The organism is Limnochorda pilosa, assembly GCF_001544015.1.
Classification (GTDB): Bacteria; Bacillota; Limnochordia; order Limnochordales; family Limnochordaceae; genus Limnochorda; species Limnochorda pilosa.
The window spans coordinates 1-22396 of record NZ_AP014924.1 but is presented as its reverse complement, the minus strand read 5'-3'; the positions used below and the strand labels follow the sequence as shown (position 1 = coordinate 22396).

16 protein-coding genes and 1 tRNA gene are annotated in these 22396 nt (G+C 68.6%); 1 reads left to right on the top strand and 16 read right to left on the bottom strand.

Annotated features, from left to right (window positions below):
* Positions 1 to 31 precede the first annotated feature (31 nt).
* The 6 genes from LIP_RS00085 to LIP_RS00060 all read right to left on the bottom strand — a co-directional run bounded on the left by LIP_RS00085 (position 32) and on the right by LIP_RS00060 (position 8499).
* The gene (locus tag LIP_RS00085) at positions 32 to 2326 is read right to left on the bottom strand and encodes a thiamine pyrophosphate-dependent enzyme (RefSeq protein WP_068132685.1); all 2295 of its coding nucleotides are present in this window, start codon (positions 2324 to 2326) and stop codon (positions 32 to 34) included.
* Complete coding sequence (locus LIP_RS00080) at positions 2326 to 3348, bottom strand: 2-oxoacid:acceptor oxidoreductase family protein (protein WP_068132683.1); 1023 nt, start codon at positions 3346 to 3348, stop codon at positions 2326 to 2328. The genes LIP_RS00085 and LIP_RS00080 overlap by 1 nt, the downstream gene beginning before the upstream one ends.
* Positions 3349 to 3610: 262 nt before the next feature.
* Positions 3611 to 4894, bottom strand: coding sequence for a serine hydroxymethyltransferase (locus LIP_RS00075; protein WP_331456622.1), 1284 nt, complete (start codon positions 4892 to 4894; stop codon positions 3611 to 3613).
* A 67-nt stretch (positions 4895 to 4961) separates the two neighbouring features.
* A complete protein-coding gene (gene leuD / locus LIP_RS00070; protein WP_068132681.1) occupies positions 4962 to 5555 on the bottom strand; it encodes a 3-isopropylmalate dehydratase small subunit in 594 nt (197 codons plus the stop codon).
* Positions 5556 to 5567: 12 nt separating this feature from the next.
* Positions 5568 to 6995 carry a 3-isopropylmalate dehydratase large subunit gene (gene leuC / locus LIP_RS00065; RefSeq protein WP_068132678.1) on the bottom strand — a complete coding sequence of 476 codons (1428 nt, stop codon included), beginning with the start codon at positions 6993 to 6995 and terminating at the stop codon, positions 5568 to 5570.
* 136 nt (positions 6996 to 7131) lie between these two features.
* A complete protein-coding gene (locus LIP_RS00060) occupies positions 7132 to 8499 on the bottom strand; it encodes a TrpB-like pyridoxal phosphate-dependent enzyme (protein ID WP_068132675.1) in 1368 nt (455 codons plus the stop codon).
* Positions 8500 to 8885: 386 nt separating this feature from the next.
* Between LIP_RS00060 and LIP_RS00055 the strand changes: the two genes are divergently transcribed.
* Entirely contained in the window at positions 8886 to 9152 is a 267-nt protein-coding gene (locus LIP_RS00055; RefSeq protein ID WP_198409607.1) for a YqhV family protein, read from the top strand.
* 110 nt (positions 9153 to 9262) lie between these two features.
* Here the strand turns inward: LIP_RS00055 and asnS are convergent, their stop codons facing one another.
* From asnS to dnaA, 10 genes are all read right to left on the bottom strand, one after another.
* Positions 9263 to 10567 carry an asparagine--tRNA ligase gene (asnS, locus tag LIP_RS00050; protein ID WP_068132673.1) on the bottom strand — a complete coding sequence of 435 codons (1305 nt, stop codon included), beginning with the start codon at positions 10565 to 10567 and terminating at the stop codon, positions 9263 to 9265.
* Between the two features lie 43 nt (positions 10568 to 10610).
* The gene (locus LIP_RS00045; protein WP_068132670.1) at positions 10611 to 11108 is read right to left on the bottom strand and encodes a YlbF family regulator; all 498 of its coding nucleotides are present in this window, start codon (positions 11106 to 11108) and stop codon (positions 10611 to 10613) included.
* Positions 11109 to 11215: 107 nt separating this feature from the next.
* Positions 11216 to 11291, bottom strand: a tRNA-Ala gene (locus LIP_RS00040).
* A 158-nt stretch (positions 11292 to 11449) separates the two neighbouring features.
* A complete protein-coding gene (gene gyrA / locus LIP_RS00035; protein ID WP_407936413.1) occupies positions 11450 to 13909 on the bottom strand; it encodes a DNA gyrase subunit A in 2460 nt (819 codons plus the stop codon).
* A 93-nt stretch (positions 13910 to 14002) separates the two neighbouring features.
* On the bottom strand, positions 14003 to 17467 hold the full coding sequence (locus LIP_RS00030) for a DNA gyrase subunit B (protein ID WP_068132666.1): 3465 nt from the start codon (positions 17465 to 17467) through the stop codon (positions 14003 to 14005).
* 132 nt (positions 17468 to 17599) lie between these two features.
* Positions 17600 to 17851, bottom strand: coding sequence for an extracellular matrix regulator RemB (gene remB, locus LIP_RS00025; RefSeq protein WP_068132663.1), 252 nt, complete (start codon positions 17849 to 17851; stop codon positions 17600 to 17602).
* A gap of 41 nt (positions 17852 to 17892) precedes the next feature.
* Complete coding sequence (gene recF / locus LIP_RS00020; protein WP_068132660.1) at positions 17893 to 19017, bottom strand: DNA replication/repair protein RecF; 1125 nt, start codon at positions 19015 to 19017, stop codon at positions 17893 to 17895.
* Between the two features lie 34 nt (positions 19018 to 19051).
* Positions 19052 to 19288, bottom strand: coding sequence for an RNA-binding S4 domain-containing protein (locus LIP_RS00015; protein ID WP_231699329.1), 237 nt, complete (start codon positions 19286 to 19288; stop codon positions 19052 to 19054).
* A gap of 21 nt (positions 19289 to 19309) precedes the next feature.
* On the bottom strand, positions 19310 to 20488 hold the full coding sequence (dnaN, locus tag LIP_RS00010; protein ID WP_068132658.1) for a DNA polymerase III subunit beta: 1179 nt from the start codon (positions 20486 to 20488) through the stop codon (positions 19310 to 19312).
* A 250-nt stretch (positions 20489 to 20738) separates the two neighbouring features.
* On the bottom strand, positions 20739 to 22196 hold the full coding sequence (gene dnaA, locus LIP_RS00005) for a chromosomal replication initiator protein DnaA (protein ID WP_068132655.1): 1458 nt from the start codon (positions 22194 to 22196) through the stop codon (positions 20739 to 20741).
* Positions 22197 to 22396 lie beyond the last annotated feature (200 nt).

Sequence of the window (22396 nt, the reverse complement as noted above, 5' to 3'; positions counted from 1 at the left end):
CCGCCTCGTCGTGTTTCGTGTGGTGGCCCTGTCAGAGCACAGGGCTCGCGTGCTTCGCCTTCAGCTGTTCCCAGCGGAAGTCGACCTCCCGCTGGATCTCCGCCACCATGTCCGCGTGCTCGGGCTTGAGGAGGTGCCGGGTCTTGCCCATCATCTTCAGCCAGTCGGAGACGGGGATCTTCTTCCCGCGGTCCTCCGGGTTGTGGGTGAGGGTGGTGACCCCGTGCTCCACCTCGTAGAGCGGGAAGAAGCAGCTGTTCACGGCCGCCTCCTGGATCTTGGTGCCCAGGCGCTCCTCGCTCAGCCAGTTGAGGGGGCAGGTGACGAGCACCTTGCCGTAGACCATGCCCTCGCGGGTGGCGTAGTACTGGGCCTTGGCCGCCTTCTTCACCAGGTCCTGCGGGAACGCCTCGGATCCGGTGAAGACGTAAGGGATGTGGGTGGCGGCCATGATCTGGGCCGTGTCCTTGTGGTGGAAGGCCTTGCCCGCCTCGGCCGGTCCCACGTGGCTGGTGCTGGTGCGGTGCCCGTAGGGCGTGGAGTAGGAGAGCTGGGCGCCCGTGTTCATGTAGCCCTGGTTGTCGTACTCCAGGATGATCAGCCGGTGGTTCCGCAGCGCCGTGCCGATGGCCGGACCCATGCCGATGTCCATGCCGCCGTCGCCGGTGATCATCACGAAGGTGAGTTCCTCGTCGGAGGGGATCTCACCCCGGCGCTGCCGCTCATGGAACATCTCCACCACCCCTGAGAGGGTGGCGGCGCCGTTCTGGAAGAGGTTGTGGATGTAGGTGACCCGGTGGCTGCTGTAGGGGTACCCCGTGGTGACCACCATGCCGCAGCCCGTCTGGTAGAGCACCACCACGTCGCCTTCGATGCCCTTCAAGAAGGTGTCCACCGCGGAGAAGATGCCGCAGCCGGGGCAGGCGCCGTGGCCCGGTACCAGCCGCTTCGGGCGGGCGGTCAGCTCCCGCGGCCGGGCCACCTTCACCTCGAGCCGGCCGGTCTCCGGGTCCTTCTCCACCTCCACCAGGCCCAGGTTGACCTCTTCCTTCTTCAGGGGCTCCACGACCCGCACGGGCTGCTTGGCCGGGTCGCCGGGGGTGACGCCCAGGTACTCGAAGGGCTTCTCTACCCGCCCGTTCCGGGCAGCCTCGACGGCCTCGTCGAAGAGGGTGCGGGCATCCTCGGGGTAGAACTCCTTGCCGCCCAGCCCGTAGACCCGGGAGAGCACCAAGGTGCGGTTCTCCGGGTCGTCGCGGAGGGCGGACTTGATCTCGTGGGTGAGCTGGGAGCCGTCCTCACCGAAGGAGGTGTCGGCCCTCTCGGCCACCACCACGGCCTTCACGCCGCGCAGGGCCTTGCGGATCTCCGCGGCCGGGAAGGGCCGAAGCACGTTGGGGCTCACCACGCCCGCCCGGATACCCTGCTCCCGCAGGCGGTCGGCCACGTCCTTGGCGGTCTCGGCGGCGGAGTTGACCAGGAAGAGAGCCACCTCCGCGTCGTCCATCCGGTAGGCGTCGAGAACCGGGTAGCTCCGGCCCGAGAGCCGCTCCCACTCCGCGAAGATCTCGGGGATCACCTCGCGGGCGGCGTCGAAGGCGAGCTTGAGCTGGTACTTGTTGTTGATGAAGTCGGGCTCGTTCATGTAGGGCCCGATGGTGACCGGGTTGCGGGGGTCGATGGAGGTGAACTCCTGCTCCCGGCGGCCCAGGAAGTCGCGGACTTCCTCGGGGTGCGCGAAGTACTGCACCCGCCGCTTCTGGTGGCTGGTGAAGAAGCCGTCGTAGGCCACGATCACCGGCAGCCGGACCCTGGGGTGCTCGCCGATCTTCACGGCCAGCACGTTCATGTCGTACACGGCCTGGGGATCCCGCGCCAGCAGCACGATCCAACCCGTGTGGATGGCGAAGTAGAGGTCCGAGTGGTCCCCGTGGATGTTGAGCGGGCCGCTGATGGAGCGGGTCACCAGGTTGAGGACCATGGGGAGTCGTGTCCCCGACTGCACCGGGAGCTGCTCCAGGCTGTACATGAGCCCGTTGGCGCTGGTGGCGTTCACCACCCGGCCGCCGGCGGTGGTGGCGCCGTAGCAGATGCCCGCGGCACCGTGCTCGCCGTCGCCTGGGATCATCACCACCTCGTGCTCGCCGTCCGCCTTCATCTCGTCCAGGTACTCGGCGACCTCGGTGGACGGGGTGATGGGGTAGTAGCCCATCACGTGGAAGTTGATCTGGCGGGCGGCGATGGCCGCCATCTCGTTGCCGCTGCGGAAGTCCAGCTTCTGCTCGGGTCGCCCGGCCTCGTGCAGCGCCTCCTTGGGAATGGCCATCAGGCATTCACCCTTTCCACGTGGACGAAGGGATGCGGCACCCGGCGGCTCGTGACCAGCTCGGACGTCTCCCGGGTCTCGCTGAGGGCGCCGGGAACGGGGCAGGCCTCCACGCACTTGAGGCAGCCCTTGCAGTACTGGTAGTCGATGCCCACCAGCCTCTGGGCGGGGCGGCCCTTCTTGTCGAGGCCCTGCTCCCAGACGAAGCAGAGGTCCGGGCAGACGAAGTCGCACTGGCCGCAGTCGATGCAGAGCTCCCGGTCGAAGACAGGCACGAAGCCCTGACGCGAAGCACTCATGTCCTTCAGCACCGTGTTGGCCGGGTCGGCGATGACGCCTCCGATGGGGGCGTTCTGGTAGCCCCAGAGCGGTCCCGGGCGCTTGAAGGGCTTGCCCTCGGCGCCGACGGGGGCGTCGCCCAGATCCCGCAGGACCAGCTCCTCGTAGCCCCGGTCGAAGCTCTTCAGGTTCCGCTGCACCAGGTGCGGGTACTTGCGCTCGAAGGTTTCCCGAATCACGGCGCGGACCGCTTCGGGATCCAGGAAGCCCGAGGCCCGGGCGAGCGCGCCCAGCATTACGGTGTTGATACGGCTCTTCTCCTCCACCGAGATCTGCAGGGCGTCCAGCACGCCCACGGTGCCGCTGGTCATCTTCAGGTCTTGAGCCAGCTCGGCGACACGGCGCGGCGTGTTGACGATGACCACGCTGTCGGGGTAGATGCCCCCGGCCGGGTCGGCGGAGCGGATCAGGGCTTCGTGGAAGATGGCCAGCAGATGAGGCCGTTCGACGGGCGCGCTGGTGCGGAGCTGCTGCTCGGGCGGGCCCAGGCGCACGAAGGTCTTGACGGGCGTGCCCTTCTTCTCCGAACCATAGGAGGAGAAGTTGGCGCCGTTGAAGCCCATGTGCAGGACCGCGGCCTCGGCCAGCATCTTGCCGGCCAGGTTGGCTCCGAGCCCCCCGATCGATTCGAAGCGAATCTCATAGAAGCCCTCTTCGTTGGTGACGGGCAACGTTGGGTTCATGGAGTTCCCCCTCTCCCTCACACGCGCAGGACACGCGCCAGGCGACTCCAGAACCCACCGCGTGCCCTATTCGATCGTACCATTGATCACAAACGGGGACAACACGCGAGGGTCGTGTATCCACGTATCCACGCGTCTCTCTCTCAAATAGGGTCGAACGTCGTGGGTCGGTTGTCCCGCTCTCAGGAACAGCTCTGGAATACCGGATCCTGGGTGGCCGGGACCCCTCGCGTCGTGAGGTCCCGGCGAAGGTGTCTCCCGCTCACGGAAGTCCCGGGTAGAGAGGGAAGGCGGCGGTGAGCTCCCGGACCTGAGCGGCCACCTCCTGCAGGGCGGCTTCGCCGGGCGAGCCCGAGAGAACCGTGTCGATCAGGCCGGCGATAAGCTCCATCTCGGGCTCCTTCATGCCGCGGGTCGTGACCGCGGGCGTGCCGATCCGGATACCGCTGGCGACGAAGGGCTTCTCCGTGTCGAAGGGGATGGTGTTCTTGTTGACGGTGATGCCCACCGCTTCCAGCCGGGCCTCGGCCTCCTTGCCCGTGACGCCCCGGGACTTGACGTCCACCAGCATCAGGTGGGTATCGGTGCCCCCGGAGACCAGCCGCCAGCCCCGGTCCTGAAGCGCGGAGGCCAGGGCGCGGGCGTTGCGGACGATCTGCTCCTGGTAGACGCGGAACTCGGGGGTGAGGGCCTCTCTCAACGCCACGGCTTTGGCCGCGATGACGTGCATGAGCGGCCCGCCCTGGACGCCGGGGAAGACGGCCTTGTCCAGCTCCGCGGCCCGTTCGGCGGTGGTGAGGATCAACCCGCCGCGAGGGCCGCGCAGGGTCTTGTGGGTGGTGGTGGTGACGTACTCCGCGTGGGGCACGGGGCTGGGATGGACGCCGGCGGCCACCAACCCGGCAATGTGGGCCATGTCCACCATCAGCCGGGCGCCCACCTCCCGGGCGATGGAGGCCAGGCGCTCGAAATCAATGATCCGCGGGTAGGCGCTGGCCCCGGCCACGATCAGCTTGGGCCGGTTCTCCAGGGCCAGGGCGCGCACCTCGTCGTAGTCCAGCTCTTCCGTTTCCCGGGAAACGTGGTACGGCACCACCCGGAACCAGCGCCCCGAGAGGTTCACGGGGCTCCCGTGGGTCAGGTGTCCGCCATGGGGGAGCGCCATGCCCATGATGGTGTCGCCCGGCTCCAGGGCGGCGAAGTAGACGGCCTGGTTGGCCTGGGCCCCCGAGTGGGGCTGAACGTTGGCGTGTTCGGCACCGAAGAGCTCCTTCGCCCGCTGGATGGCCAACCGCTCAGGCACGTCCACGAACTGGCAGCCGCCGTAGTAGCGGCGCGCCGGGTAGCCTTCCGCGTACTTGTTGGTCATCACCAAGCCCTGGGCGGCCATGACGGCCCGGCTCGCGAAGTTCTCAGAGGCGATCAGCTCCAAGGTCTGCTGCTGGCGTCGCACCTCGGCGGCGATGGCTTCCGCCACCTCCGGATCGACCCGGCGAATCAGCTCCAGCTCCTCGGTCTGGTACTTACTCCCCGTGGGGATCGCCACATTCCTCGCCTCCTGCTCTCGCGCCCATGGGGCGCCTGGCGTGCGTCACCGAGGCCCTCCGGGCGTCTCACCAGCCGGGGTGGGCGGCCTCGTAGGCCTGGATCGGGGCCTCGTGCCGGAGGGTGAGGTCGATCGCGTCCAGGCCCTCCAGGAGCATTCGCCGCCGGAAGTCGTCCACCTGGAAGGTGAGGGCGAGACCCTGCTCGTCCCGTACCTGGCACCGTTCCAGGTCCACCGTCACCCGGTAGCCTCCCGCGCCCGTGGCTCGCCGCATGATCTCGCTCACTGCTTCGGCCTCGAGCCGGACGGGCAGGAGGCCGTTGTTGAGGCAGTTGGAGTAGAAGATGTCGGCGAAGGAGGGGGCGATGATCGCCCGGAACCCGTACTCTTTCAGCGCCCACGGCGCGTGCTCCCGGGAGGACCCGCAGCCGAAGTTGGCCCCGGCCACCAGGACGCTGGCCCCCTGGTAGCGGGGGAGGTTCAGCACGAAGTCGGGACGCGGTCGACCCTCCTCGTCGAACCGCCAGTCGTAGAAGAGGTACTGGGCGAAGCCGGTCCGCTCGATGCGCTTGAGGAATTGCTTGGGAACGATCTGGTCGGTGTCGACGTTGATCCGATCCAGCGGCACCACGAGTCCCGTGTGGACGCGAAAGGGTTCCATCGTCCTCCTCCTTCAGGCCGAGACGGCCGCGTCGATCTCGCGGACGTCCACGAAGTGGCCGTGGATCGCGGCCGCGGCGGCCATCACCGGGCTCACCAGGTGCGTACGCCCCCCCCGGCCTTGCCGGCCCTCGAAGTTCCGGTTGGAGGTGGAGGCGCACCGTTCCCCCGGCTGCAGGATGTCCGGGTTCATGCCGAGGCACATGCTGCACCCTGACTCGCGCCATTCGAAGCCGGCTTCCTTGAAGATCCGATCCAAGCCCTCCTGCTCGGCCTGGTGCTTCACCCACTGGGAGCCGGGCACCACCATCGCCCGCACGCCTGGCGCCACCTTCCGCCCCCGCACCACCCGGGCGGCCGACCGCAGGTCTTCCAGGCGGGAATTGGTGCACGACCCGATGAAGACCCGGTCGAGGCGGATCTCCTGGATGGGGGTACCCGGCTCGAGGCCCATGTACTCCAGGGCTCGCTCGGCCGCCCGGCGGGCGTCGGGCGCAGGCAACTGGTCCGGGTCGGGCACCCGGCCCGTCACGTCGGTGACCATGCCCGGGCTGGTTCCCCAGGTGACCTGGGGCGCCAGGGTGGCCACGTCGATCACCACCCTGCGGTCGAAGCGCGCGTCGGCGTCGGTCGGCAGCTTCTCCCAGGCGCTGACCGCCCGCTCGAAGGCGGCGCCCTTGGGGGCGTAGAGGCGGCCCTCCAGGTAAGCGAACGTCTCCGCGTCGGGCGCAATCATTCCCGCCCGGGCCCCGGCTTCGATGGACATGTTGCAGATGGTCATCCGCTCCTCCATGGTCAGGGAGCGGATCACCGGACCCCGGTACTCGATGACGTGCCCCGTTGCCCCGTCGGTACCGATCCGGCCGATGATGCCCAGGATCACGTCCTTGGCCGCGACCCCCGGCGGAAGCTGCCCGTCGACCCAGATCTCCATGGTCCTGGGTTTCGCCTGGGGAAGGGTCTGGGTGGCCAAGACGTGCTCCACCTCGGTGGTGCCGATGCCGAAGGCGAGGGCGCCGAACGCCCCGTGGGTTGCGGTATGGCTGTCGCCGCAGACGATGGTCTTCCCAGGCTGGGTGAGCCCAAGCTGGGGTCCGATGACGTGCACGATACCCTGCTCTCCGCTAAAGACGTCCCACAGGGTGATGCCGAACTCCCGGCAGTTCGCTGCCAGCGTCTCCATCTGGCGCGCGGCGATCGGGTCGGAGGTGAGGGCCTCTCCGGGCACCCGGGGGGTGGTGGGAACGTTGTGGTCCATGGTGGCGAAGGTGAGGTCCGGCCGGCGCACCCGGCGCCCCGCCAGTCGGAGGCCTTCGAAGGCCTGGGGCGAGGTGACCTCGTGAACGAGGTGGAGGTCGATGTAGAGGAGATCGGGACGGCCGGGCTCCTCGACCACCACGTGCTCCTCCCATACCTTCTCGAACAGGGTCTTGCCGGCCACGTCGCTCACCTCTGGGTGCCGGCGATCGCCGGCGATTTCTAGTAGCCATACGTCATCTGGGGTCCGATCCCTCCCGGGAGGGGTTGGGCCGGACGGACGCCCCGAGGCGGTGACCTCTCTGGGCTTGCCGCAGGTCTCAGATCGCCGGAGCCTGCGGGAGGTCCTCCAGGGCCCGGTCGATGGCCTCCTGGGGGTACTCGAGGTCCTCCAGGCGTCCGGCCAGGTAGGCGTCGTAGGCGCCCATGTCGAAGTGGCCGTGCCCGGAGAGGTTGAGCAGCAGAGTCCGGGCCTCGCCCCGCTCTTTGCACGCCAGCGCCTCGTCCACGGCCGCCCGCACGGCGTGGGCCGATTCCGGGGCCGGCACGATCCCCTCATGCCGGGCGAAAAGGATCGCGGCCTCGAAGACCGGACCCTGGGGGTAGGCCCGAGCCTGGATGTGGCCCTCGTGGTACAGCTGGCTCACCAGCGCCGAGTCCCCATGGTAGCGCAGACCTCCGGCGTGGATCCCCGGCGGGACGAAGCTCCGGCCCAGGGTGTACATGGGCAGGAGTGGCGTGAGGCCGGCCACGTCGCCGTAGTCGTACGCGTACTGGCCGCGGGTGAGGGTGGGGCAGGCCGAGGGCTCCACCGCCAGTACCTGCACCTCCTCGCCCTGGAAGCGGTCGGCCAGGAAGGGGAAGGCGATGCCCCCCAGATTGCTTCCCCCGCCGCAGGGGGCGATGACCACGTCGGCCTTCTCGCCCACCGATGCCAGCTGCTCCTTCGCCTCGAGGCCGATGACCGTCTGGTGCAGAAGCACGTGGTTGAGGACGCTCCCCAGGGCGTAGTTGGTATCGTCGTGGGTGGCCGCGTCCTCCACCGCCTCGCTGATGGCGATGCCCAGGCTTCCGGGCGACTCGGGGTCGGCCTTCAACACCGCTCGGCCCGCCTGGGTCCGGTCGCTGGGGCTCGCATGGACGGTGGCTCCCCAGGTTTCCATCATGGAGCGCCGGTACGGTTTCTGGTGGTAGCTCACCTTCACCATGTAGACGGTGCACTCGAGGCCGAAGAGGTTGCAGGCCAGGCTCAGGGCGCTGCCCCACTGGCCGGCGCCCGTTTCGGTGGCGAGGCGCCGGATGCCCGCCTGCTTGTTGTAGAAGGCCTGCGCCACAGCCGTGTTGGGCTTGTGGGACCCCGCCGGCGAGACCCCTTCGTACTTGTAGTAGATGCGGGCGGGTGTGCCCAGGGCCGCCTCCAACCGATGGGCCCGGTAGAGAGGCGTGGGCCGCCAGAGCCGGTAGATGTCGCGGACGGGTTCGGGGATGGGGATCCAGCGCTCGGTGCTGACCTCCTGCTCGATGAGCGCCATGGGGAAGATGGCTGCCAGGTCGTCCGGGCTCACGGGCTCGCCCGTCCGGGGGTTCAGGGGCGGCTTCGGCGGGTTGGGGAGGTCGGCGAGGATGTTGTACCAGTGCGTCGGCAGGTGCGACTCGTCCAGAAGGATCTTGGTGCGAACGTCGGACACGCTCGGCTCAGCTCCTCTCGAGGCCTCGGGACGAGGCCCTCGGCTCGCCCCCGCACCGGCCTCCGCCGTCGGGGGTGTCAGCTTTGGTTCGCCGGCTGGGACGCTGTCTCCTCCCTCCAGCGGCGGACGTCGGGCGCGAAGGCGACCCAGTCCTCCGCGTCGCGTTCCGCTGCAGCCAGGATTCCAGGGTATCGCGGCCTGAACCGACAGCAAGATCCCGCGCGCGGCCTCAGACGCCGGCACGGGGTTGCAGTCGTTCAGCACGATCACGTCCACGTCCGATCCGGCCGGCGTGCAGCCGGCCGCGCGGTTCTGCGCGTGAGACCCTCTGGCGTACGGTAGCTCCGGACGCTCATGGAACCCAGGTCGCGTGCGGGGGTGGGAAGGTGCCAGAGGAGGCCAAGATCGTAAGGGCCATGGCGCTTCTTCGGGTTCTCTCCGCGTCCATCGAGATCACCGCCGCCTATCTCATGGTCCGCTTCGGCCGGGTGGACCAGGCCATGCGCATCAACGGGCTCCTAGGGATGGTGGGGCCGAGCGTGCTCGTCCTCGTCAGCGTTCTGGGCTTGGCCGGTCTCTCGGCGCAGCTCCCGTGGACACGCCTCGGGATCATTGCGTGTGGCGTCGCGTTGATCCTGCTGGGGGTGAGGTAGCCCCTGCATCCTCCTCCCACGCCGCACCGCCGCCATGGAGGACCATCGCCACCGTGCCCGCCCTCTCCCGGCGTCGCTTCCCGGGAAATCGGCGTGCGAACACCGAGTGTCTACGGCGTCAGCCGGTTCAGCATGCGGGGGAAGGGGATCGTCTCCCGGACGTGGGGAAGGCCACAGACCCAGGCCACCACCCGCTCGATGCCCATTCCGAAGCCCGCGTGCGGAACGCTGCCGTAGCGGCGCAGGTCCAGGTACCATCCGTAGCGGTCCAGAGGTAAACCGGCCGCGCGCAGCCTCTCTTCCATCAGCACCGGGTCGTGGATGCGCTGGCCGCCTCCGATGATCTCCCCGTACCCCTCGGGAGCCAGGAGGTCGTCACAGAGGACCACGTCGGGCCGCTCCGGGTCGGGCTGCATGTAGAACGCCTTGCACCGCTGAGGATACCGCTCGATGAAGACAGGGCGATCGAAACGGCTGGCGAGCTCCGTCTCCTCCGGGGCCCCGAAGTCCTCTCCCCACTCGAAGCCCTCGGGCCTCTCCTTGAGGATGGCGACCGCTTCGTCGTAGGTCAGGCGCGGGAAGGGGGGCTTCACCCGCTCCAGGGCCGCCGTGTCGCGCTCCAGCACCTCCAGCTCCGGGCGCCGGCGCTCGAGCACCTGGGCTACCACCGCGCTGACCAGGCGCTCCTGCAGGGCCATGTTCTCCTGGTGTTCCATGAAGGCCGCCTCGGGTTCCACCATCCAGAACTCCATCAGGTGGCGGCGCGTCTTGGACTTCTCGGCCCGGAAGGTGGGGCCGAAGGTGTAGACCCGCCCGAAGGCCATGGCGGCAGCTTCGGCGTAGAGCTGGCCGCTCTGGGTCAGGTAGGCCTTCTCGTCGAAGTAGTCGGTCTCGAAGAGCGTGGTGGTCCCTTCGACCGAAAGGGGCGTGAGGATGGGCGCGTCCACCAGGACGAAGCCGGTCTCGTCGAGGAACGACCGGGTGGCCCGAATCACCTCCGCCCGCACCCGCAAGATCGCGTGCTGCCGCCGCGAGCGTAGCCACAGGTGCCGGTGGTCCATCAGGAACTCCACCCCATGCTCCTTGGGCGCGATGGGGTACTCCTGGGTCTCCTGGAGGACACGCAGATCAGTCAGGGACAGCTCGTAGCCACCGGGCGCCCGGGGGTCGGCCTTCACCGCTCCTCGAACCACCAGCGAGCTCTCCTGGCCCAGTCGGTCGCCGAGCGCGAAGAGTCCCGGAGCGTCGGGCCGGTAGACCACGCCCTGCACGATCCCGCTCCCGTCGCGGATCTGAAGGAAGAGCAGCTTCCCGGACGAGCGCTTGTTGTAAAGCCAGCCCCTCAGCTCCACCTGTTGGCCCACGTGGGATCCCAGATCCTCGACCCGGGTCCGTACGACCGAGTCGTCGGCCACCGTCTCCCGCCTCCTTGCCGCTCGCGTCCCATCGTGCCCTCGTTCACGGCCGTCCCTGGCCAGGCACCCACAGCTTGCTCCGGACGGCATCGACCTTGGGCCCCTGCGGCTCCTGGGCCTGGCCCGGCTCCGCGGGCGTTCCCTCCCGCGAGCTGGGTGCGCCGGGTTCGGGGCGCGAAGGCGTCTCTCCCTGCTCCTCCGCCGGCGGGGTCAGCCCTGCCGCTCGGAGGAGCTCCCGTTGGATCTCGTCCAGCGTCTGGGCGAGCTCGGACTCAGCCTGCAGCAGCTCGCGAACATACGGATTGTAAGAGGCGTACTCGGCCACCTGGCGATAGCGGGACTCAAGCTCCTGAGGGACCTGCTCTCCCTGCCCCGCCCGTCGCAGGATCTCCCCCTGCAGGTTCTCCAGGTCCCGCAGCATGATGCGGGCCGCTTCCCGGCCCTGGACGTCCTCCCGCGCTTTGCGGGCCCGGGCCACCACGTCCGATTCGGCCAGCACGCCCGACAGTTCCCGTAGCGCCCGTTCGACACGGGGCTCCACGGGTCTCCCCCCTTCTCCTTCTCCTTCTCTTTCTCTCCTGGCACGGCCCTTCCTGGAAGGGCAAGCGCCCGACCCGTGGTCGAGCGCTGCGTGTCCATGCCTCGGATTGGTGGAGATGAGCGGGCTCGAACCGCCGACCTCCTGCGTGCAAAGCAGGCGCTCTCCCAGCTGAGCTACATCCCCAGGCCGCCGCCGCTGAAGCCTGACGGCGCGCCCATTCTAGCACGCGCGCCGGAGAAGGGTCAACGAGGGGGCGGAAGGTCGGGCCGGCGAGCGCTCGGGCCAGTTGGTCCGGTCTCCGCTCGCTCTGCACGGGCCGGGCCCTGCCCGACGGCTGGCCCCTAGCCCTCGTCGCCCTCCAGCTCAGGAATCTCCTGCGCCCGGGCGCCGATGAGGGTGCCCGCCGCCACCACCTGCTCGCCCTCGGCAAGGCGCATGAGGCGCACCCCCTGGGTGATGCGGCCCTGCACCGAGACCTCGCCGACCGAGATCCGGATCATCACGCCCCGGGAGCTGATGAGCATCGCCTCTTCCTCGGGGCGCACCACCCGGGCATCGATGACTTCGCCGGTCTTGTCGGTCAGGTTCAGGGTCCGGATCCCCTTGCCGCCCCGGGCCGTGCGGCGATACTGGTCCAGGGCCGTGCGCTTCCCGTAGCCGTTGGCGGTGACCACCAGCAGCTCGCTCCCGGCCTGCACCTCTCCGGCGCTGACCACCCGATCGCCGGGCTCCAACCGGATGCCGCGCACCCCCCGGGCGGCCCGGCCCATGGGGCGAACATCCTCCTCGGGGAAGCGGATCGCCTGGCCGTGAGCGGTGACGAGGACCAGCTCACGGCTTCCGTCGGTGAGGAGGACGTCCACCAGGTCGTCGTCCTCATCCAGGGTGATGCAGATGATCCCGTTCCGGGGTGTGTCGAACTCGGAGAGGACGGTCTTCTTGACAGTCCCCTTGCGGGTGACCATGACCAGGTGGTGGCCCTCGTCGTACTCCCGGATGGCGATGGTGGCGGTCACCTGCTCTTCAGGCTGCAGGGGCACCACGTTCACGGCCGCCGTGCCCCGCGCGGTGCGGCTGCCTTCGGGGATCTCGTGCGCCCGCACCCGGTAGACGCGGCCTCGGTTGGTGAAGAAGAGGACGTAGGAGTGGGTGGAGGCCACGAAGAGCCGCTCCACGAAGTCGCCCTCCTTGGCGTGCACGGCGGTGATCCCTCGGCCGCCCCGCCGCTGGGCCCTGTAGGTGTCCACCGGTAGACGCTTCACGTAGCCGAGGCGGGTGAGGGTAACCACCACCTGTTGCTCGGCGATGAGGTCTTCGGTCTCCAGCTCGGGCTCGTCGGCCACGATCTGGGTGCGGCGCGGGTCGGCGAAGCGCCCGCGCACTTCCTGAAGCTCCGTCCGAATGACTCCGAAAAGCTTGCCTTCGTCGGCCAGGATGGCCTTCAGGTCGGCGATCCGCTTGACCAGCTCCTGGTACTCCTGCTCGATCTTCTCCCGCTCGAGGTTGGTCAGGCGGCGGAGCTGCATCTCCAGGATCGCCTGGGCCTGGCGATCGCTGAGCCCGTAGCGCTCCATGAGCTGCTGCTTGGCGGTGGGCTCGTCGGGCGCCCGCCGGATCAGGCGGATGATCTCGTCCAGGTGGGCCAGGGCGATGCGGAGGCCTTCGAGGATGTGGGCGCGCTCCTCGGCTTTCCGGAGCTCGTAACGGGTGCGCCGCTCCACCACCTGGCGCTGGTGCTTCAGGTACTCCGTGAGCATCTCCCGCAGGGTGAGCACGCGCGGCTCGCCGTCCACCAAGGCGATCATGATGGCGCCGAAGGTCTCCTCGAGCTGGGAGTGCTTGAGGAGCTGGTTGAGCACCACCCGGGGGTTGGCGTCGCGCCGGAGCTCGATGGCGATGCGCATGCCCGACCGGTCCGACTCATCCCTCAGGTCGGTGATGCCCTCCACCCGTTTCTCCCGCGCCAGGGCGGCGATGCGCTCGATGAGTTGCGCCTTGTTCACCATGTAGGGGATCTCGTGCACCACGATCCGGTAGCGGCCCCGGTCCATCTCTTCGATCTCGGTCTTGGCCCGCACCCGGATGTGGCCGCGCCCGGTGAGGTACGCCTGCCGGATCGCGTCCCTCCCGAGGATCAGCGCGCCCGTGGGGAAGTCAGGACCCTTGACGATCTTGAACAGATCCTCCGCGGGGGTGTCGGGCTTGTCGATGAGACGCACCAGCGCGTCGACGACCTCGCCCAGGTTGTGCGGCGGGATGTTGGTGGCCATACCCACGGCGATGCCGGCCGCACCGTTGACGAGGAGGTTGGGAAACCTGGCCGGGAGGACCGCCGGTTGCTCCTCGTTGCCGTCGAAGTTGGGGCCAAAGTCGACGGTCTCCTTGTCGATGTCCCGCAGCATCTCCAGGGCCACCGGCGAGAGCCGCGCCTCCGTGTACCGCATGTGTGCAGGCGGGTCTCCATCGACGCTGCCGAAGTTGCCGTGCCCGTCCACCAGGGGGTACCGGAAACTGAAGTCCTGGGCCATGCGCACCATCGCGTCGTAGATGGCCGCGTCCCCGTGGGGATGGTACTTCCCCATGACGTCGCCGGTGATCCTGGCCGACTTGCGGTGGGGCTGGTCGGGCCGCAGCCCCAGCTCCATCATCGCGTAGAGGATCCGCCGCTGCACGGGCTTGAGCCCGTCGCGCACGTCGGGCAGCGCCCGGTCGACGATGACGCTCATCGCGTAATCCAGGTACGACCGGCGCATCTCCTTCTCGACGTCGATGGGAAGGATCCGGCCCCCGCCTTCGTTCACGGCCACGGTTCATCGTCCTTTCCACGGCCGGCGGCCGCGGGACTCGCGGCTACCGGCATGACAGGCGCCCCGAAAGCCCGCCCGCAGGGTAGGCTAGATATCCAGGTTTTCCACCTCGCGGGCGTGCTCCTGGATGAACTCCCGCCGCGGCTCGACCTTCTCGCCCATGAGGATCGTGAAGATCTCGTCGGCGGCGGCGGCGTCTGCCAGGGTGAGCCGGCGGATGGTGCGGGTCTCGGGGTTCATGGTCGTCTCCCAGAGCTGCTCCGCGTCCATCTCGCCCAGACCCTTGTAGCGCTGGATGGAGACGCCCTTCCGTCCCATTTCGCTCAGGGTCTGCTCCAACTCCTCCTCGGTGTGCACGTAGCGCATGGCCTTGCCCTTCTTCACCCCGAAGAGGGGGGGGAGGGCGATGTAGATGCGCCCGTCCTCCACCAGCTTCCGCATGTAGCGGTAGAAGAACGTCAGGAGCAGGGTTCGGATGTGGGCTCCGTCCACGTCGGCATCGGTGTTGTGGCAGCAGAGGCCTCCCATCCCCGCGACGAAGTTCTCGTCGCCCTCCACGGAGAAGTCGTAGACGTAGGGAACAGGCGTGGACTCCTGTTCGACGGCCGTGACGGGCAAAGCCATCAGATCCCGCCCGATCTCTTCGAACCGCCTGCGTCCACGGGCCGATGGGCGATCCAGCTTGTGCAGGACGGCCTGCGCGTCCGGATGCTCCTCCCAGGCCGGCCGCAGGCGGAGCAAGTCCTCGCGCGCCGTCACCGTCACGGTCCAGTACCGATGCTTGGTTTGGCGTGGCCGATCCCGAACCGCGCCGTCGGGCTCGCGCTCTGTCATCGACGCCACGACCCCCAGGGACGATAGGAGGTACACCAGGCCACTCGCCAGGTCGCGGGACGAGGTCGACATCGCCACCGTGCCGGCGCGGAGCGACCCATCCCCCAAGATGTAGCCTTTCAGGAACGCAAGCCGCAGAGTCTCCGGCAGTCGGAAGACCAGGTCCGGAATCCGCTTTGTCGTGGCGGTGCCGCCCTCGAACTGGAACACGTTGAACCACGCCAGGGCCGCGACGCGATGGAGGACCCGGACCTCTGCGGCTCGGGGCGGTGACTCGTACAACCGAGGCGCGAGGCCGAACGTCCTTTGCCAAGCCATCGAGATCGCCGGGACGAGGGGGCGGTGGCGCCGACCCATCGCGAACCGGATCCCTGCCCGCGCGGAGCCCGAGCCTTCTGCAACGTAGAACCCCGCCAGCATCAGCAGGTCGGGACTGACGTCCAGGAAGCGCTGGATGCCGCCGCCGCGTTTCTCCGGTGTGAGCTCCACATCCGTCCGATCCGCGAACCATGCGACGTCCTTAGCGGTCAGGTCGGACAGCCGCACGTACCTCACCTTGTTGCGGGCCGCGCCACGGTACTGCTCGGCCAGGCCACGGTCGAGGGAGCTCGGACCGACGCGGATCCTCGGCAAGATCTCGTCCACATCCGCACCCACCGCCTGCAGGTAGCTATTGAGGTTCTCGTGCTCCGACCACACCCGCGCCTGATGCCAGGCCTCGACGGCCGGCCCGCGCACCCAGACCTGGCGCGCCGCCTGGGGAATCTGGTGCAGCGCGTGGAGCAGGTCGATGCGGGCCGGGGCCCCCGCCGGAAGCGCCAGCCGGCGAGGAGCTACGATGCGATCGCCCACCTGAATCTGGTCGCCGCGCTTGAGACGGATCTGCCCGCTGTCGAAGACAAAGACGCTGTGGCCACCGGTGACACGAACGGACCGTCCGTACGCGGTGCGCACTCGGAACAGGGGGTCAGGGTGCTTGTGCCGGATGACCGCCTTGATCGGCCGGAACCGGACTCGTCCACTCGCGGCATCGAAGCAGAGCACCTCGCCCAGATCGCCGCCCGTCCGTTTCTCTGGCCCGCTTCCGTCACCGGCGGGACCCAGGATCTGGTCGATGTACGGCCCGATCTTGGTCATTCGGGTACCCGAGCGGTCCCGCACGAAGACGTGCTCCTCGCCGTCCACGCTCATGACGATGACCCGCCCGTACCGTATCCGCCCGACATCGAAGTCCTCGCCGATGCCTGTGCCCAGCGCGGTGATCATGGCCCGGATCTCGTTGTTGGCCAGCATCTTGTCCACCCGGGCCTTCTCCACGTTGAGGATCTTGCCCCGCAGGGGCATGATGGCCTGGAAGCGGCGGTCCCGCCCCTGCTTGGCGGTACCGCCGGCCGAGTCGCCCTCTACGAGGTAGATCTCGCAGCGTTCGGGGTCGGTCCAGGTGCAGTCGGCGAGCTTGCCGGGGAGGGCGCTCACCTCGAGGGCGTTCTTCCTCCGGGTGAGCTCCCGGGCGCGCCGGGCCGCCTCGCGGGCCCGGGCGGCGCCCACGGCCTTCTCGAGGATGCGCCGGGCGTCCGCGGGGTGCTCCTCGAAGTAGGTGGCCAGCTCCTCGGCCACCACCGAGTCCACAAGGCCCCGGATCTCGCTGTTCCCCAGCTTGGTCTTGGTCTGTCCTTCGAACTGGGGTTCCTGCAGCCGGACGTTGAGGATGGCGGTGAGCCCCTCGCGGACGTCTTCGCCGGTCAGGGCCACGTCCCCGTTCTTGAGGAGGTTGTTCTTCCGGGCATAGTCGTTCAGACAACGGGTGAGGGCCGAGCGAAACCCGGCCAAGTGCGTGCCGCCCTCGGACGTCTGGATGTTGTTCGCGTAGGGCAGCACCGTCTCCCCGTAACCGTCGGTGTACTGGAGGGCCAGCTCGACGTAGGTGCTGCCCAAGATGCGCTCCACGTGGATGGGGGGATGAAGCACCTCGTGGTTCCGGTTCAGGTGCTCCACAAAGGACCGGATCCCGCCGTGGTACTGAAAGACGTGCTCGCGCTGGTCGCGCTCGTCCAGGAGATGGAAGTAGACGCCCCGGTTGAGGAAGGCGAGCTCGCGGATGCGCCGGGAGACGACCTCCACGTTCCAGGCGGTCTCGGGGAAGATCCGCGCGTCCGGCAGGAAGCGGATCACGGTTCCCCGGCGGTCCGTGGGCCCCACCGTCTCCAGCCCGCTCACCGCCAGGCCGCGCTCGTAGCGCTGGCGGTAGCACGTGCCGCCCAGGTGCACCTCGGCCACCAGCCACTCAGAGAGGGCGTTCACCACCGAAACCCCCACCCCGTGCAGGCCGCCTGAGACCTTGTACCCGCCCTGCTCACCGAACTTGCCTCCGGCGTGCAGGATGGTGAGCACCGTTTCCAGGGCGGGCTTGCCCGTCTTCGGGTGGATCTCCACGGGGATGCCGCGCCCGTCGTCTTCCACCGAGAGGCTTCCGTCGGTGTGGATCACCGTCTCGATACGGGAGGCGAAGCCGTTCATCGCCTCGTCGATGGAGTTGTCGATGACCTCGAAGAAGAGGTGGTGGAGGCCCCGCTCGTCCGTGCTGCCGATGTACATCCCCGGTCGCCGGCGCACCGCCTCCAGGCCTTCGAGGACCTGGATCTGCGCGGCCCCGTACGCGCCGGCGCCTGGGGTGGCAGCCGGCGCGCCGTTGCCCGGAACGGGTTCGTTTTCCAGCATGGGCGGTAACCTCCAGCCATCGGGATCGGCTGCCTCTGCTCCTGTCAGGTCCAGAGCCCACGCGAGAGGGAGACAACCGACTCATATTCTACCATGCACGGCCAGATCGATCAAAGACGGGGGCACGCTCCGCTACCCTTCGTTCAGGAGCCCCCTGCCGGCGAGGACGGCTCGCCGTTGAAGGGTCGCGGCGGAGATGGCCGAGGCGTAGACGCGGTCGCGGGTGACCACGTATGCGTGGACCTGGCCGTCGCGGCAGGGATCGAGCTTGCCCTCCGCCTCCGCCCGTGCAGCGTAGGCGCGCATGGCGCTGGATCCCGCCTCCATGATCGCGACGACCTGGGATAGCAGAACGAGCCTGTCTCCGCCCAAGTGCAGGTACATGCACCGTCGCCCCCCGCTGTCCAGTCCTTCTGATCCGGTCCTCACGCCTCCGGGCTGACCTGGCCCTCCCGGACGCGGTAGCTGCGCCCGCTCCTCCGCAGGTCCACCGGGAGGCCGCTCGCCTCGGTGCTGGTCACCAGCGTCTGGGTGCGCCCGATGGCCACGTCCACGAAAGCGGCTTGCCTGGCCGGATCGAGCTCGGAGAGCACGTCGTCCAGCAGGAGGACGGGATACTCTCCCAGGTAGCCCGCCACCAACTCCAGCTCCGCCACCTTGCAGGCCAGAACCACGGTCCTCTGCTCGCCCTGGGAAGCATACAGCCGGGCGGGGCGCCCGTCCAGGGCGATCTCGAGATCGTCACGCTGCGGCCCCACCAGGCTGCTGCCCCGCCGCATCTCCATGGGTCGCACCCGCTCCAGGCTCGCTTCCACCTGTGCCCGGATCTCCTCGGGCGAGCCGACCTCGTCCGGTGCTCCTTCATCCATGTAGTAGGGCCGGTAGCGGAGGGTCAACGCCTTCCTGCCCGCGACCTTCCCGTGGGCCTCAGCTGCCAGCGGTGAGAGGGTGGAGACCGCCTCCGCCCGCCGCTGGATCACCGCCGCCGCGTGCTCGACGAAGGAGTCGTCCCACTCGTCGAGGCCCGCCGGCGACCGGGCTCCCGAGGCGATCTGCTCGAGCAGGCGATTCCGTTGCTTGAGCACCCGGTGGAAGGAGGTGAAGGCCTCCCGGTAGGCGGGGAGGGCCTGAACCAGTTGAGCATCAAGGAAGCGCCGCCGCGCCTCGGGTCCACCCTTGACGAGGCCGAGGTCGTCTGGCACGAAGAGCACCGCGCTGAAGTACTCCAGCAGGTCTCCCAGGCGCCGAACCCAGCTTCCGTTCACGTACACCCTCTTGCCGCGCCGGGAGAGGTCGACGCGCAGATCGTACCGGCCCCGCAGGCTCTCGGCATCCAACCGGACCCGTGCCTCCGGCGAGCCCCAAGCGATCATCTCCTCGTCCCGGCCGGCCCTCATGGAGCGCCCGGTGGCCACCAGGTAGACGGCTTCCAGCAGGTTCGTCTTTCCCTGGCCGTTCCCTCCGAGGAAGAGGTGCAGTTTGCCGGCCAAGGGCAGGCTGAGGTGCCCGTAGTTCCGGAAGGACGTCAGCTCGAGCGCGTGGATCTGCACCGCGCCACCTCACCGCGATCTGCCAGGGTGCTCGCTACTCCAGGCGGATTCGCCTTCCTTCCACGTCCACCTCCTGTCCCCGCACCAGCTTGCGGCCCCGGCGCGTCTCCACCTGCCCGTCCACCTGCACGACGCCCCGCTGCAGCAGCTCCTTGGCCGCCCCGCCCGTGGAGACGAGCCCGGCCAGCTTGAGGAGCTGCCCCAGGGTGATCGGTTCTTCCCGCAGCCGCACGGTCGTCAGAGGACCCGGCCTCCCGCCCACCGCATCCACCCGTCCTGCGCCCGGCTCCTCTCAGGGTAACCGGACCGGCATCACCACATAGGTGTAGCCTTCCTCATCCAAGGGTCTTACCGTCCCGGGATGGTCTCCTTCGGAGTAGGCGAAGCGCACGTGCGAGCAGGAGAGCACCCGGAGCACGTCCGTGAGGTAGCGGGCCTGGTAGGCGGTCTGGCCGGATCCCTCGGTCTCCTCCACGGGCAAAGCCTCGCTGGCCTGCCCGGCCTCGGCCCCGTGGCTCTCCAGCTCAAGGCGCTCCGGGTTCCCCCCGGGCGCGACGCGCACCCGAACGACCGCCGGGCCCTTGCGGCTGACCAGGGAGACCCTCTCCAGTGCATCCAGGAACGCCTGGCGGTCCACGGTGCAGCTCACCACCTGCTGGGAGCGGAAGACCCGGCGGTAATCAGGGAACTCACCCTCGATGAGGCGCGAGAAGAACAGGAAAGACCCGGTCTCGAAGGAAAGGTGGTGCTCCGAGAGCCGGAGCGTCACCGGCTCCTCCAACCCCGCCAGGAGACGCATCACCTCCGCGAGGGAGCGACTGGGCACGAGGACGCGCAGGGGCGAAGAGGACGTGGAGACGCCGGTTCCTCCCTCGCCGTCGGATGCAGGCGCCGATGCCCGTGGGGCGAGTGGCATCTCGTAGTACGCCAGGCGACTGGAGTCGGTGGCCACGGCGCGGACGCGCAGAGCCTCCACCTCCAGCAGGACGCCGTTCAGGACCGGCCGGCTCTCCTCGGGCGACGCGGCGAACTCGGTCCGCTCGATCCCTTCTCGAAGCACCCTGGCGTCGACCTGCCAAGGTCCCCCTTCCACCGTGGGGATGTCGGGGAAGTCCGAGGCGTCCATGGTGCGGATCTGGAAGCGGCTGCTGCCCGACGTGAGCGAGACGACGCCTGATCCGTCCGTGCCGTCCAGGGTCAGGCGCACATCCCCTCCGGGCAGCCGCCGCACGATGGACGTCAGGAGCCGCCCGGGCAGCAGCACCCTTCCGGGCGTCTCGACCTCGGCGTCAACCCGGGTGGTCGCGCCCATCTCCAGGTCCGTGGACGTCAGACGGACTCCCGGCCCGGTGCCGCTCTCGGCTTCCAGGAGGATGCCCGTGAGGGCGGGGATGGTGTCCCGGGAGGCCACCGTTCGTTCCACGAAGGCCAGGGCATTGGCGAACCGTTCGTGTTCGAGAAGGATCTGCACGGGTCACACTCCTTTACGACCCCATCGATCGATGGATGAAGTTTGAGTCGTAGTCGTCGTCGTCGGGATGTGGATACAGGGGATAAGGCGCTTCGCACCCCACGCAAAGGCTATGGTGGTTGTGGGGCGTGTGAGGATGGCCTGGGGGGGCGCGTCCACCCCGTCCCCAAGGCGGGGGCAGGGCCGGGGCGCGCGTCGGGGTGTGGGGAGGAGCGGTCCCCACCGGGTCCACAGCACGTCCACAGAGTCCTCACACCTTGTCCACAAGACCGTGAATCTCCTGGAGCGCCCGGGCCAGGGAGGGGTCCATGCCCTGCTCGGCGCGGATCTTCTCGCACGCGTGGATGACCGTGGTGTGGTCGCGGCCGCCGAACTCCTCGCCGATGCGCGGCAAGGAGGCGTCGGTGAGCTCACGGGCCAGGAACATGGCGATCTGGCGCGGCATGGTCACGTTGCGGGTGCGACGCTTGGAAACGAGGTCGTCGACGGTGAGGCCGAAGTAGTCTGCCACGGCTCTCTGGATCGCCGCGATGGTGGTGGGGCGCGGTTGGGCCGAGCGGACGAGGTCCTTCAAGGCCTCCGCTGCAACCTCGAGGGTGACGGGGCATGAGCGGAGGGACGCGGTGGCGACCACCTTGATCAGGGCACCTTCCAGCTCGCGGATGTTCGAGTCTACCTGAGAGGCGATGTAGTTCAACACCTCGTCGGGCAGGTGGAGGTTTTCGGCGAGGGCCTTCCTGCGAAGGATGGCCGTTCGGGTCTCGAAGTCCGGCGGCTGGATGTCGGCGGTAAGACCCCACTCGAACCGGGAGCGCAGGCGTTCTTCGAGGGTAGGGATCTCCTTGGGGGGGCGGTCGCTGGAGATGACGATCTGGCGACCCGCCTCGTAGAGCGCGTTAAAAGTATGGAAGAACTCTTCCTGAGTGCTCTCCTTGCCGGCGACGAACTGAATGTCGTCCACGAGCAGCACGTCCACGGTGCGGTAGACGGCGCGGAAGTCGACCATGGCCTTCCGCCCGAGGCTACGGATGAGGTCGTTGGTGAAGGTCTCGGAGGAGACGTAGACCACGCTCAGGTCGTGGTGCTGCCGCAGAACGTAATGGCCGATGGCCTGCATGAGGTGCGTCTTGCCCAGGCCCACACCGCCATAGAGGAAGAGGGGATTGTAGGCCTCGCCTGGAGCCTCGGACGCGGCGAGCGCGGCGGCATGGGCGAACTCGTTGCTCGGCCCCACGACAAAGGTCTCGAAGCGGTACTTGGGGTTGAGGCGCGAGGAGGGGCGCGCGCCGCCGGTGGCGGGCGGTTCGGGGGAAGGAGCGTGCTCGGATGGACGAAGGCGATCGTGCACCGATGCACGAGGAGGACGCTCGGCCGGAGCATCGGCGACCAGGGGGCCAGCGGTGCCCATGGGGGTGGAAGGGCGCTCCTGGCCGGTGGACCCGGCGACCACCATGCGGACCGTCCAGGGCCGGCCGCTCACGGACTGGAGGATGGCGTTGAGCTCCTCCTGGTAGCGCGCAGCGACCCAATCCCGGGCGAACTCGTTCGAGAAGCGGACGACCAGCGAGCTGGCCTCCACGCCAAGGGCCTTCGTTTCCCCGAGCCACGTCTCGAAGCTAGGTCGCGCCAGACGGCGCTGGAAGACCAAGAGCGTCTCGAGCCAGATGGACTGGAGGTCGTCCTGGTGTACCACGGTCGGGTGGGCCATGAAGGCGCGCGAAGCCTCCTTTCGCAGGTCGGGGAGACGGGTGCGGAAGCTTGCGAGGCACCCAGACGCGAACGGCGGGTGCCCCTGCGGGGACTGCTCGGCTCAAATTCGGCCTGGGGAGGAGGCAGTCCTGCCCGCGGAGCCCGCGACTTTTCCACTTCGCGTCGACAGGAAACCCACAGCTTTTCCACAGCAGAAGG